Source organism: Rheinheimera sp. B2H12, from assembly GCF_059620065.1.
In genome coordinates this window covers 823,270-836,429 of the sequence record NZ_CM184363.1, presented here as the reverse complement: position 1 = coordinate 836,429, position 13,160 = coordinate 823,270, and the positions used below count along the sequence as shown (strand labels likewise).

Sequence of the window (13,160 nt, the reverse complement as noted above, 5' to 3'; positions counted from 1 at the left end):
AAATCAAATTAACAAACATAAAAAAACAAATGAAAATAAAATTTGACATAAAGACCTTTTAAACGTCAAATATTACCATGAATTAACAAGTAAGTTGATAGCAATCCACTCTCAGGTGCGAGTCATTGGCATGCATATGTTGACTCGTCCAGCACTCATCATGACAGATGCTACACGTACATTTTAGGTAGCCAAGCAAGCAGTGCTCAACAATGTAAATCAGCAATGGAACTAACCTGTTTAGAGGATTTAGACAATGATACAGCAGGAGGTAAGCGGCTGCGCGAATGCAATCAAAAAGCGGCAACATATTTTACCGCCGTCGATCTTTTTGGCAGCTTTTTTTATGAAAACGCCCAGAAGATGTCAACTTGTGATGGATGGCAGGCGCTGCGCAACAAATATTGTAACGGATGAGCATTGATGAAAAAAGTCATATTTATACTGTTATTGGGCCTTGGACTGCTGCTGTGCTATCTCTGGCCACAGCACAGCACTGGCATTGGCAAACCAGCGGTACCTCACACAGCAAACAGTACAGCGTCGGTTGCAACAACGGCAACGTCAGCAGTCACTATGGCTGCTGATTTATCGCCACAACCCGCCGCAACCGAACTGGACGCGAGTTTCATGACAGACACTACTTTTTTAGAAACCATCCGGCAGGTGCGGAAAAAGAACGACTGGACGGAATTTTTAACCCTGTTGCGGAATGGAGATCTGCGCCGACACGGGGAATTTAATGGCGTGGCCGCCACCGCTTTTGACATGGCACTCATGGCAAATGCCCCTGTTGCGGTGCGCAAACAAATTGCCGCTTTGGGTATTTATCCTTCAGGCTTGGCTTTTAGTGTCGTCTCTGGAGCTGCTGGTGCTGATGTGGCAATTCTGGCAGAACTGGAAAGTTATGCGCCACCTGAGCTGGATTATAAAGTTCAATCAAACGAGCTGCAGTTGAACTTTCTCACCTGGTCAGTCGTCCAACGCAACTATAACGCGAGTTTATATTGGTATCAAAAGGGCCTGGAATTTGAAACTGCACTGCTCTCCCCTGCGCAGCTGGCGACAATTCGGCGTCAGATCCAGTCACAACTGACGCTCAATCCATCAGCTGATTACCAATTTTTGTTACAAGCACTGCAAGACAAGGAATAACTATCATGCTGCAAGCCTCCCGCTCGCTTTGCTTTGCTGCGGCAATGCTGCTGTTGAACCTGCCATTGCTGGCTTTTCTGCTGCTGCCTGCCAGCCCCCTGCTGGAATTGCTGACGCTGGCTTGGCTCTATGTGGTGAATGTGCCGGTTTATCTGCTCTCTGCCGGTCAGTTGGTGGAGTTTTCCCAATTTGGTATTGCCACCTGGTCAAACCGCAATATTATGTTGGGCGAATTATGCTGGGCCTTGCTCTTTTACCTGATTTGCCGTCACGCTCCCTTTACCTTCCGTTTGCGCAATAACAGGCAAACTAACTGACCGCTCCATCCCATCTGCAACCAATAGATGGAGAACAGTCCGGCACCCACTGCGCTGTTCCAGCTGTGCTATGGGTACTGCGTTATCGGTGCTGCGCAGCCTGACCGGGCTTTTGTTGCTGCCCTGACTCAGCGTTCAGTCGAAAAAGCGGCCAGCCAAAGCTGTTGTTCGGGGTTTTTGCAGCAGCGAAATGACGCTGCCAACTGGTGTTACTGAGTAGACTGCGTTAAAGTACCTATTTAACCTACAAAGTGATGACAGCAGTCTCAAGCCGCTTTGTCACAAACCAGCCATCGCAGGCGGCTCACATCAAGCAAACGAGGAATAGTCACAATGGAAATTATGGTGATCGGTGCCAGCCAGGGTCTTGGCAGAGCTTTAGTCACAGCGCTGGCCAGTGATGGCCACCAACTGACTGGGGTGTCCCGCACGACACCGGCAGATCTGCTGACAACCTCAGCCTCCATCCGCTGGATTTGCGCTGATTTTGCCCAGCCGCAGCAGGCAGTCGCGCAAGTTGCAGCTGCCGCCCCAGCGCAGTTAGATGTCATTATTTATAATCTGGGGATTTGGGAAGCGCAGGCTTTCAGTACCGACTATGACTTTGCCGGGGATGAAGAAACAGAAATTATCCAGTTACTACAGGTCAATCTGAGCGCCACCATTTTGTTGCTGCAGCGTCTGTTGCCAAGGCTACTCTGCAGCAGCAAACCACAGATTATCCTGACTGGCTCGACTTCTGGCTTACGCCAGAGTGGCCGGCCTGAAGTGACCTTCAGCGCCTGTAAACACGCATTAAATGGCATTGCTGATGCACTGCGGGAAGGCTATCGCCAGCAACAACTGGCGGTGACCTGCCTGCAACTGGGTTATCTTAATACCGAGGATCAACTGCATATCCCACTGAACGAGGCTGTCGCCCGTGGTCAGGGCGAATTAATCCCGCTGCATGATGTCGTTGCTGTGGTTCGAACTATCCTCGGGCTGTCCAATGCCTGTTTTATCCGTGAAATTACTCTGCCCGCGCTGCTGGACCCAAGGTTTTAGCCGCAGCTTCGCTCGCCGCTGCCTGCATCGCATCCGCCCAGGCCGGATCACCGTCATTGGCGGCGGGTGTGATCCCTAAGATGCCGCACATCAGGTTATAGAGTTCAATATTGGCAAAAGGCGCTAACGTGCGACCTGCCACAAAAGAGGGGCCCTGCCCGATAAAAATCGCCTGCATCTCAGGGCTGGCATTGTCATAACCATGACTGCCGGTCACTTTGTCCTCGCCATGGGTGGCCAACCATTGCTGCTGTCTGGCCTGCTGCATCAGGCGCCAACCAGGTTCCGGGATCACCAGCAAAGGCGCAATCCGTTTTGACTGCTGATAATGCCAGCGGGCTGGCAACTCAGACTTTTTGTAGACCTTCGCTGTCGCCGGTAATTGTTGCTGTAACTGCTGATAAATAGGCTCCAGTTCACCAGGTTTGGGAAAAATCGACACAATTTCCGGCGTCCACAGCACCAGCGCGGCTTTGCTGCTATCAAACAGCTGATCGAGTAAAATAACCTGCTGTGCTGGTACGGCTGCCATGCCGTGGTCCGACACCAGCATCAGATCCAGTTTGCCGTACAGGCCCCGTTGTTTCAGACCAGCCACCAGCAGAGCAATAGCCCGGTCCACCTCGGCAATAGCGGCCGCCACCTCGGGCGAATCCGGGCCATAAGCGTGACCGGCATCATCGACACTGCTGAAATAGAGCGTCAGAAAAGCCGGCCGCTCAGTCGCTGGCAAATCCAGCCACTGCAGTACCGAGCGCACCCGCTGTAGATTGTCGATGCTGCCATCATAAGCTTGCCACAAAGCCGGTCGTATGCCCTGAATAGCTGCTTCTGAGCCAGGATAAAAGAAAGTGGCGGTTTTCACCCCTTGTTTTTCAGCGGTCACCCAAACCGGTTCTCCCAGCCACCAGCGGGCATTTTTCACTTCTTCCGGTTTATTTAACCGGAAGATACTGTCAAAACCGGCATCATAAATATTGTTTTCCACAATGCCATGATGGGCCGGGTATAAACCTGTCACTATGCTGTAGTGATTGGGGAAGGTCTTGGTTGGAAAAGCGGGCTGCATCGCTTCAGCTATGCTGCCGGCAGCCGCCAGCGCTTGAATGGCTGGAGCGGGATAACGCTCAAGATAATGACGGGCAAAACCATCAATGGAAATCAGCAACACCCCCTGCGATGGCTGAGCTGGTGTTGGGCTTGGCACAGCCGGATTTACTGGCGACTGAGTCACCTGAGCTGTTGGCAACTCGCAACTGACTAGCGCCAACATGGCCCCCAGCCAAGTCATCGTCAGCAGCCAACCCCGGAAGCTATTTCTGTTATCCCACATGCGCGTGTTGATCCTGCCTGGCAAAGCGGACATTGTAATGCAGCTTGTCGACAAAATAATGACAGATCAGGTCAGTGGTGGCTTGGATGCCATGAAAGGCAGGCTAAAAATAACAAAACCCGGCGCACCGGGTTTTATTCAAATTACTCTTCGTCGTCTTCGTCAAATTCGTCGTCTTCACCTTCAAAGTAGGTGCCCCAGCCGTCGTATTCAACGTCGAATTTGCGCGCCAGCGTTTCGAGCTTAATCGCATCCGCCGTAATACTGTCAGCATCCAGTGATTGCTCACGAATGGCATCAAATACCCAGGCACTGCCGCCATCTTCAAATTCAACTTCTTCGGCATCTGTCACTTCAAAACCGAGCTTAAACACTTCAACCGCTACTTTTTCCAGCTTGTTAAAGTCAACATCGTAAAAGTGATGCTCAATGGTATATTCCGCATCCGGATCGCTACCGTCTTCGAGCAAAGCGCTGATGGTGTCGTTGGTAAATTCCTGCCAGTTTTCCATAAGGTTATCCTGCAACTGTGGTGGTAGGCGCAGTGTAATCGCTCGCTAACTCGCTATCAAGCGCGGCAATTTTTTCTGCCATTAAAGTACGCACTTGTTGCGCCGCTTCCCGCGCCGGCACGGCGAAGTCTTCCGGCAGCAGTGGCTGCAGAAATTCGATAATAATTTTGCCGTTATTCCAGCGATTCAGTTTAATTTTGCCATGGGTCTGACTCATACAAATCGGCACTATCGGCACCCCAGCCTGCTGGGCGATATGAAAAGCGCCGGTTTTAAACGGCAGTAAACCACGGCCATAACTACGGGTCCCTTCCGGAAACACCCAGACCGAGACTTTATCTTTATTGATGCGCTCAACCGCGCCTTGCATAGTGCCGACGGCGCGGCTTTTATTGTCGCGGTCAATCAGGATATTGCCACTGAGCCAATACAACTGACCGAAAAACGGAATAAATTTAAGACTCTTTTTGCCAATAGTGACGGTGCCTTTCATTAAAGCACCGCTGATGGTAAACAAGTCATAGTTGTTCTGATGGTTGGCGACAAAAACACAAGGCATCGCCGCCGCGACGCTTGGCGGCCGGCGAATTTCCACTTCCACGCCAAATAACCAGCTGGCTTTGCCATACCAGGATGAAAACAACCCGACATTATGCGGATGAAAAGGCCTTACCAGGCAAATCAACAAACCCAGGCTGGACGCCAGCACAATAAACAACACCAGTAACACTAAACGGATCACAGCAAGCACAGGCACAACCTCAGCACAGAAAAAAGCCGCCTATTATAGCGGATTATTGTCCGGTGGCTGGTTTGATCTGTGCTGATGGGTTCTAGCCTTGAATATAGCCGTACTCAGCGCTGGCCGCTCTGCTGCTGTACCAAAAAGCTTTACACGATTTTAGCCTTGCCATTCACTCAAGGTTATCGTTTACTGTACGAATGCAATAGCATTAACGGTGAGCTATCTGCGCAGGATTTGTACCTCACAAATTCATCTGTTGGCCCGGCGCGCAGCAATAGTTGCAACTTCGCCGCAGCTGTCCGATGGACCCTTAGCTCGACCGCCATTGGGGCGACAGTTGTGTTTGATGCTTTAACCGGAGAATTAAATGGACCTAAATAAACAAGAATATTGGGGAATGCCGTTAAAAACCTATTGCATGCTGATACATTTAAGCCAGCTAACCAGCATTGTCATTCCTGGTTTAGGTCTGATCATGCCGATTGTGATGTGGGTTGCCAATAAAGACAAAAACGAACTCATCGACACCCATGGCAAAGTGACCATCAATTGGCTGATCAGCCTATTCATTTACTCGATCATTTGTGCGGTGTTAACCTTCATCCTTGTCGGCGCCTTGGGTTTGATTATTCTTGCGCTACTTAATTTCATCTTTGCTATTGTCGCGGCCCTCAAAGCGAATCAAGGGCAAATCTGGGTCTACCCCTTGAGCATTAAGTTTCTGAAATAGAACATTCATTGACTTGCTCATCGGCTGGTCATGCGCTGGCCCAGACCAGCAGCGCATGACACAGCTTGCGACTGTCACGACCTCAAGTCGCCAGCTCGTTTTAATGCTGCGGATCTGAGTGGTACTTGTCCAGAGCGTGCCACAGCTCTGAGCCTTATTCCACTTCACCGACCAGCAATTCATCAATCCGCTGCAAGCCGCGGGGTAACTTATTGCCGCGACGGCCACGCTCGCCAACATAATGCGCCAGATCGGCCGCTTTAATCGTCATTTTGCGTTTCCCGGCCACCAGCGTAATACCAGAATCAGCCGGCACCACCGCCAGCAACTTGATATATTCCTCGCGCGAAGCGGCGCGGGCTGATGGAATACTAATGATTTTATTGCCTTTGCCTTTGCTGAGTTTCGGCAGCTCAGCAATAGGGAATACCAGCATCCGGCCTTCGTTGGAAATGGCAACCACCTGATCGGTTTCCGGCTGTTTGATCGGCAATGGCGTCAGCACTTTGGCACCGGTTGGTAGTGACAACAAGGCTTTACCAGCTTTATTGCGGCTGATAAGGTCAGCAAAGCTGGTGACAAAACCATAACCAGCATCGCAGGCTAATAATAATTGCTGACTGTCATCGGCCATCAACACATGTTCAAAACTTTCACCCGCCACCAGCGCAAAACGCCCGGTCAGCGGTTCACCCTGACCGCGTGCCGATGGCAATTCATGCGCTTCGGCGGCAAAACAGCGACCGCTACTGTCAATAAAAGCAGCATATTGGTTACTGCGGCCAATAGCAGATGACTTATAACCGTCGCCGGCTTTGTACTGCAAGCTGTTGCCGTCGACATCATGGCCCTTGGCACAACGGACCCAGCCTTTTTCTGACAACACTACAGTCACAGCTTCGCTTGGCAATAATTCTTTTTCACTCAGCGCTTTGGCTTCACCACGTGACACCAGCGGGCTGCGTCTGTTGTCGCCGTATTTTTGCGCATCAGCGTTGAGTTCATCCCGGATCAGCTTAGTCAGCTTTTTCTCAGAACCTAAAATGCCTTGTAAATGATCCCGCTCTTTGGCTAAGTCCGCCAGTTCACCACGGATTTTCATTTCTTCGAGCTTAGCTAAATGACGTAACTTCAGTTCCAGGATGGCTTCGGCCTGGCGCTCCGTAATGCCAAAATGCGCCATCAGCACTGGCTTAGGTTCATCGTTTTCCCGGATGATGCGGATCACTTCATCGATATTCAAAAACGCAATCAGCAAACCTTCCAGCACATGGATGCGGTCCAGCACTTTATCCAGCCGGTACTGCAAACGCCGCCGCACGGTATCCCGACGGAACACCAGCCACTCAGACAGAATTTCCAGCAGGTTTTTCACCCGTGGTCGCTGATCCAGCCCAAGGATATTCAGATTCACCCGATAGGATTTTTCCAAATCTGTGGTGGCAAACAGATGCTGCATCAGTTGCTCGACATCAATCCGGTTCGAGCGCGGCACTATCACAATCCGGGTCGGGCTTTCATGATCCGATTCATCGCGTAAATCGGACACCATCGGCAGTTTTTTCGCATTCATCTGCGCCGCGATTTGTTCCAGCACCTTAGAGCCTGAGGTCTGGTGCGGCAGTGCGGTGATGACGATATCACCATCTTCCTGGGTATAAATGGCCCGCATCCGCACCGAGCCACGGCCGGTTTCATAAATGCTCTGCAGTTCATGCCGTGGCGTGATAATTTCGGCATCAGTCGGATAATCCGGCCCTTGCACAAATTGCAATAAATCCGGTACTGACGCCGTTGGATGATCCAGTAAATGACAAGCCGCAGCGGCAATTTCCCGCACGTTATGCGGCGGAATATCGGTGGCCATACCGACGGCTATCCCTGTGATACCGTTCAGCAAAATATGCGGCAATCGCGCTGGTAACACTTTAGGTTCATCTAGCGTGCCATCAAAATTCGGCACCCAATCGACAGTGCCCTGCCCCAGCTCGCTTAACAGTAATTCGCTGAAACGGGATAACTTCGCTTCGGTATACCGCATGGCGGCGAATGATTTTGGATCATCCGGCGCCCCCCAGTTGCCCTGGCCGTCGACCAGCGGGTAACGGTATGAAAACGGTTGCGCCATCAACACCATGGCTTCATAACAGGCGCTATCGCCATGCGGGTGAAATTTACCCAGCACGTCACCGACGGTACGGGCAGATTTTTTAAACTTGGCCAGATGGGATAAGCCCAGTTCCGACATGGCGTAAATAATCCGGCGCTGCACCGGTTTCAGGCCATCACCAATATGTGGCAAAGCCCGGTCCATAATGACGTACATCGAATAATTCAGGTAAGCGTCTTCAGTAAAACGCCGCAGTGGTAGTTGTTCCACCCCGTCTTGGGACAAGATAATTTCAGTCATTTCAGGTTCCAGCAAAGCTCAGTGTTCAGGCGGCAGCAGATCGCTGCAAAGCACGGCGGCGACGCCATTGCCATAACAGTAAAAAAGATAAAATCAGCGAAGTCCCGGCAAACAAACCGATCCATAACCACTGCATATGGCGGTTATGCTCAATTTCCTGCAGACGCAGCGCTTGTAACTCATTGTCTTTTTGTAGTAATTCATTGCGGGCTTGTTGCCGTTCGGCATCAAAACTCAGCCGCAGTTTCTGCACATCCAGGTCGCGTTTATCATCTTGCAACTGGATATAAGACTGCACAAATTTATTCAGCGTCCGATAGGCTTTTTCGTAATCGCCGGTATCGGCATACAGACGCGACCTTAGTTCTTCAAAATACAGCGCAAAAAACTTATCAGAGGTATTACTGCTGTTATCCAGTTGCGCCGATGCCAAATCCACCTGCTGCATCGCCAGATTGGTCTGGCCTAAACTGCGATAAATCCGGGCCTTGGTAAAATGGTGTTCACCAATCTGAAAGGTCGACTGCAGATGCGGCAAATATTGCTCAGCTTTTTCGATATAGGCCAGGGCTGCATCCAGCCGTTTGACATCCTGACTGGCGCGCGCCAGTCCCAGATAAGAAAAATACAGACTGACCGGGTCTTCCTGCGTCAGACTAATTTTCAGCATTTCGTCATAAATCTGCAATGCCTGTGCTGGTTTTTGCAAATACTGATAAATCGATGCCAGATTGTACCAGACGGATAATTTACTTTTCACCCAGCCTAATTCGTCGAGAATTTGATAAGAAGCTTCCAAAAACTGTCGGGCTTCGTCGTCAACCCCAAGCTGGGCATACATCATGCCGAGTTCAGCCTGTACCAGCGCCAGCGTTTCTTTGTCCTGCAATTTCAGTGCTCTGTCATAGGCTTGTTTCAGCATATCCAGCGCTTTGGGATCTTCGCTTTCTTCCGCCCGCATCGCCGCCAGGTTGGTCAGGCCTTCAATCATCAGTTTTTCGTTATTCAGCTGGGTTGCCAGCGCCATGCCTTTTTCATAATAGTCATCCGCAACGCCATATTCCTGCTGCATCTCCAGCGCGAAACCCATGCTGTACAACAGCTCAACCCGCACCGGCTCAGGCTGATTACCCAGCAGTGCCAGACCCCGTTCTGCCACAGCCAATTGCTCGCGGTGCCGGCCCAGCACTTCATAAATCGCAGCTAATTCATTCAGCCAATGCGCTTGAATATCCACCGGCCAGCGGCCATATTCAGCTTCATGCTGCTTGGCGAGCTGTAACATCGCTTCCGGCTGCTGATATTTACTGCGTTTAATCTGCAATAACCATTCTGGCAACACCTGAGTGGTCACAGTAGTAGCAGCGAGGTCGGATGCTGCATCAGAACTAGTTGCCGCCACAGCCGAAGTTTGACTGTCAGCCAGCAATGGCTTGCTGACCAGCAACAAAGTGCAGAACAAGGCCGATACTATCCGGGCTTTTGCCAATTCCATGTCCCTTCTGTGCAGTAATCAGGTGAGCCAAGATCAGGCAATAATGGCCCGATCGCCTTTTTGCTCCAGCCATTCACGCCGGTCCGAAGCACGTTTTTTCGCCAGCAGCATATCCATCATTTCGATGGTTTGTTTGGCATCATCAATGGTCAGTTGCACCAGCCGGCGGCTATTCGGATCCATGGTGGTTTCGCGCAACTGCAATGGATTCATTTCACCCAGACCTTTAAAGCGCTGCACATTAATTTTGCCACGTTTTTTCTCGGCCTCCAGCCGATCCAGAATACCGTTTTTCTCTTCTTCATCAAGGGCATAATACACATCTTTGCCGATATCAATCCGATACAGCGGTGGCATCGCCACAAACACATGCCCAGCATCCACCAGCGCGCGGAAATGCTGCATAAAGAGCGCACACAACAAGGTAGCGATATGCAAACCATCCGAATCGGCATCGGCCAGAATACAGATTTTGCCATAGCGCAACTGAGTTAAATCGGCGGAATTTGGATCCATCCCAATCGCCACCGAAATATCATGTACTTCTTGCGACGCCAGGATTTGTTCCGATTCAACTTCCCAGGTATTGAGAATTTTACCACGCAGTGGCATCACGGCCTGAAATTCACGATCGCGCGCTTGTTTGGCCGAACCACCAGCCGAATCCCCTTCCACCAGAAATAGTTCTGAACGGCTGACATCGGCGCCACTACAATCCGCCAGTTTCCCCGGCAAGGCTGGCCCTGCCGTGACTTTTTTCCGGACTATTTTCTTCGCAGCTTTTAACCGTTTTTGTGCATTGTTAATACAGAATTCCGCCAGCATTTCGGCGATTTCGGTATGCTCGTTCAGCCACAGACTAAAACTATCTTTCACCACCCCGCTGACAAAGCTGGCCGCCTGCCGGCTGGATAACCGTTCTTTGGTCTGACCGGCAAACTGCGGTTCCTGCATCTTTAAAGACAGAATATAACTACAGCGATCCCAGACATCCTCTGGCGTCAGCTTAATGCCGCGTGGCAATAAATTACGGAATTCACAAAACTCGCGCAGTGCGTCCAGCAAACCCTGGCGCAACCCATTGGTATGGGTGCCGCCCTGCGCTGTTGGGATCAAATTAACGTAACTTTCAGTCACTAATTCGCCGCCATCGGGCAACCACAGTACCGCCCATTCCACCGCTTCATGACTGGCAGCGAAATTACCGGTAAATGGTGTTTCCGGCAGTGCCGTCATCTCCTTGACCGCATCAATTAAATAGTCGCGAATACCGGCGATATAACACCAGCTGTAGCTCTGTTCGTTGACTTTATCCTCAAACTTCACCGTCAGACCCGGGCATAACACGGCTTTGGCTTTCAGCACATGCAACAAACGGCTGACTGAGAACTTATTGGAATCAAAATACTTCGGATCAGGCCAGAACCGCACGCGGGTGCCGGTATTGCGTTTGCCGACGGTGCCGGTGACACTGAGTTCACTGACTTTAAAACCGTGCTCAAACGCCATTTCATAGACCTGGCCATCGCGACGAACCGCCACTTCCACCCGGGTGGATAAGGCATTCACCACTGAAATACCAACGCCGTGTAAACCACCGGAAAATTGATAGTTTTTATTGGAAAATTTACCGCCGGCATGTAAGCGGCATAAAATCAGTTCGACCCCGCTGACGCCTTCTTCCGGGTGGATATCCACCGGCATGCCACGGCCATTGTCGATCACTTCCAGTGAATGATCGGTATGCAATATCACCTGGATTTGATCAGCATGACCGGCCAATGCTTCATCGACGCTGTTATCGATGACTTCCTGCCCCATATGGTTAGGACGGGTGGTATCGGTATACATTCCGGGACGGCGCTGTACAGGTTCAAGCCCGGTCAGTACCTCAATCGAATCGGCATTATAAAGTTGTTCAGTCATGGTTTTACTCTGGGTGCTATGGGCAATCCGGCTACGCTGAAGCGTACCGGTGCAAAGTCACTGTATTGATCACCAGTGTTTTACGCTAATTGGCAGAATTTGACAATATCCGGCAGCCTGTTGGCATAGCCCTGATAGCTGTGATCGCCGCCTTCTTGTACATCTAACTGACAATATTGATAAAAATTAACCGCATCACGGTAATCCAGCACTTCATCCGCGCTTTGTAAAAACACTTTGATGTGGGTGGGCGCAACCGGTTGCGGTGGTGCTAAAGCAGCCAACACCGGCAAATGTTCAGCCCTTACCTGATACTGCTGTTGCAACACCGGATGCTGATAACAGCCCAGATGTTTTGCCAGCAATAAATGCGGCTGCACCGCCGGATTAATCAGCGCCGCCTGACACTGATGTTGCAGTGCCAGCCGGGTCGCCAGAAAACCACCTAAGGAACTGCCAATCACGGCATCCGGTCTGCGACCTGCCAGTGTCTGTTCAATCGCAGCCACAGCTTCGGCTGGGGTATAAGGTAAATCCGGCAGTAACAGCTGATGCTGCGGCAGATGCTGCTGGAAATAATCAGCCGTCAGTAAGGCTTTTTCCGAACGGGAAGAACTGGCAAAACCATGTAAATACAACACTAATTTCGATTCAGACAAACGACTACTCCTGAAAGTTTAACGGAGTCGACAAGGCGACTGGTTGCCAGCTCACTTCGGCATTGGCTGAAAAATGCCAAATCAGGCCTTGTGGCCCTTGATCTTCAGTTTGCCAGTCCGGCGTCAGACAAAACTGCACCGAGGTGGCCGGGCACCCCACCAACTGCAAACTGCCCTGTTGCTGCGGATAAGCATAACGACGCTGGTAATGATAATGACAATGCCCATGCGCTAGTCCTTGAACCAGCGGAAAACGTGCCAGGGTGCTCAGCAACAGCTCAGGTTGCTGCAGGCCATGTCCATCGATACTGGCGCCAATCGGCAGCGGTTGATGATGACAAAACAACCAAACCGGCCTGGTATCGCTGCCGAGTTGTTGCGCCAACGCAGCGCAGCGCTCAGCCGGAAAATAACCAGCCGGGGTTTCGCCTTTGGTGTTGAGTAACAACCAGCGCCAGTGTTCAGAGCATAATTCAGTGGCAGCCACAAAAGGCGCGGCAGCAAAAGCCTGCGCCATCAGTGCGGGCTCATCATGGTTACCAGACAGATACAACACAGGTCCCGACCAGTCGGCAAATAACGCAGCCAGCTGTTGATAAGACGCCAGGCTATGATCCTGGGTTAAATCACCAGTTAAGATCACCGCATCAAACTGCTCTGACTGCAACTGCTGCAATAGCTGTTTCAGATGCCTCCAAGGTTGGATTTGCTGATAGACCCCATCGCTACTTGCCAGCAAATGACAGTCACTCAGTTGTAACAAGCGATATCCGGCTTTGGCCGGCAATTGATAACGCACAGTATTAAACTCCATGCCGACGGCAGGACAGC

General features: G+C 51.0%; 13 protein-coding genes. 5 read left to right on the top strand and 8 right to left on the bottom strand.

Annotation, left to right across the window (positions count from 1 at the left end):
* Positions 1 to 225: 225 nt before the first annotated feature.
* The 4 genes from AC53GJ_RS03695 to AC53GJ_RS03680 all read left to right on the top strand — a co-directional run bounded on the left by AC53GJ_RS03695 (position 226) and on the right by AC53GJ_RS03680 (position 2,519).
* A complete protein-coding gene (locus AC53GJ_RS03695) occupies positions 226 to 417 on the top strand; it encodes a hypothetical protein (RefSeq protein WP_496731192.1) in 192 nt (63 codons plus the stop codon).
* Between the two features lie 159 nt (positions 418 to 576).
* A complete protein-coding gene (locus AC53GJ_RS03690; RefSeq protein ID WP_496731191.1) occupies positions 577 to 1,155 on the top strand; it encodes a hypothetical protein in 579 nt (192 codons plus the stop codon).
* Between the two features lie 5 nt (positions 1,156 to 1,160).
* On the top strand, positions 1,161 to 1,472 hold the full coding sequence (locus tag AC53GJ_RS03685) for a hypothetical protein (protein ID WP_496731190.1): 312 nt from the start codon (positions 1,161 to 1,163) through the stop codon (positions 1,470 to 1,472).
* A 333-nt stretch (positions 1,473 to 1,805) separates the two neighbouring features.
* Positions 1,806 to 2,519, top strand: a complete 714-nt coding sequence (locus tag AC53GJ_RS03680) for an SDR family NAD(P)-dependent oxidoreductase (RefSeq protein ID WP_496731189.1) — start codon at positions 1,806 to 1,808, stop codon at positions 2,517 to 2,519.
* On the opposite strand, the gene AC53GJ_RS03675 is transcribed toward AC53GJ_RS03680, so the two are convergent.
* The 3 genes from AC53GJ_RS03675 to AC53GJ_RS03665 form a co-directional block, all read right to left on the bottom strand.
* Positions 2,485 to 3,852 (bottom strand): alkaline phosphatase family protein, encoded by a 1,368-nt coding sequence (locus AC53GJ_RS03675; protein ID WP_496731188.1) that lies wholly within the window; start codon positions 3,850 to 3,852, stop codon positions 2,485 to 2,487. The two genes, AC53GJ_RS03680 and AC53GJ_RS03675, sit on opposite strands and share 35 nt — an antisense overlap.
* 143 nt (positions 3,853 to 3,995) lie before the next feature.
* A complete protein-coding gene (gene rraB, locus AC53GJ_RS03670; protein ID WP_496731187.1) occupies positions 3,996 to 4,364 on the bottom strand; it encodes a ribonuclease E inhibitor RraB in 369 nt (122 codons plus the stop codon).
* A gap of 4 nt (positions 4,365 to 4,368) precedes the next feature.
* The gene (locus AC53GJ_RS03665; protein WP_496731186.1) at positions 4,369 to 5,115 is read right to left on the bottom strand and encodes a 1-acylglycerol-3-phosphate O-acyltransferase; all 747 of its coding nucleotides are present in this window, start codon (positions 5,113 to 5,115) and stop codon (positions 4,369 to 4,371) included.
* 361 nt (positions 5,116 to 5,476) lie between these two features.
* Between AC53GJ_RS03665 and AC53GJ_RS03660 the strand changes: the two genes are divergently transcribed.
* Positions 5,477 to 5,839: a DUF4870 domain-containing protein gene (locus tag AC53GJ_RS03660; RefSeq protein ID WP_496731185.1), complete on the top strand. Its 363-nt coding sequence runs from the start codon at positions 5,477 to 5,479 to the stop codon at positions 5,837 to 5,839.
* Positions 5,840 to 5,993: 154 nt separating this feature from the next.
* Here the strand turns inward: AC53GJ_RS03660 and parC are convergent, their stop codons facing one another.
* The 5 genes from parC to AC53GJ_RS03635 all read right to left on the bottom strand — a co-directional run bounded on the left by parC (position 5,994) and on the right by AC53GJ_RS03635 (position 13,143).
* On the bottom strand, positions 5,994 to 8,249 hold the full coding sequence (gene parC, locus AC53GJ_RS03655) for a DNA topoisomerase IV subunit A (protein WP_496731184.1): 2,256 nt from the start codon (positions 8,247 to 8,249) through the stop codon (positions 5,994 to 5,996).
* 25 nt (positions 8,250 to 8,274) lie between these two features.
* Positions 8,275 to 9,744, bottom strand: a complete 1,470-nt coding sequence (locus AC53GJ_RS03650; RefSeq protein ID WP_496731183.1) for a tetratricopeptide repeat protein — start codon at positions 9,742 to 9,744, stop codon at positions 8,275 to 8,277.
* A gap of 33 nt (positions 9,745 to 9,777) precedes the next feature.
* Positions 9,778 to 11,670: a DNA topoisomerase IV subunit B gene (gene parE / locus AC53GJ_RS03645; protein ID WP_496731182.1), complete on the bottom strand. Its 1,893-nt coding sequence runs from the start codon at positions 11,668 to 11,670 to the stop codon at positions 9,778 to 9,780.
* Between the two features lie 80 nt (positions 11,671 to 11,750).
* On the bottom strand, positions 11,751 to 12,329 hold the full coding sequence (locus AC53GJ_RS03640) for a YqiA/YcfP family alpha/beta fold hydrolase (protein ID WP_496731181.1): 579 nt from the start codon (positions 12,327 to 12,329) through the stop codon (positions 11,751 to 11,753).
* 4 nt (positions 12,330 to 12,333) lie between these two features.
* The gene (locus AC53GJ_RS03635; protein WP_496731180.1) at positions 12,334 to 13,143 is read right to left on the bottom strand and encodes a metallophosphoesterase; all 810 of its coding nucleotides are present in this window, start codon (positions 13,141 to 13,143) and stop codon (positions 12,334 to 12,336) included.
* Positions 13,144 to 13,160: the final 17 nt, after the last annotated feature.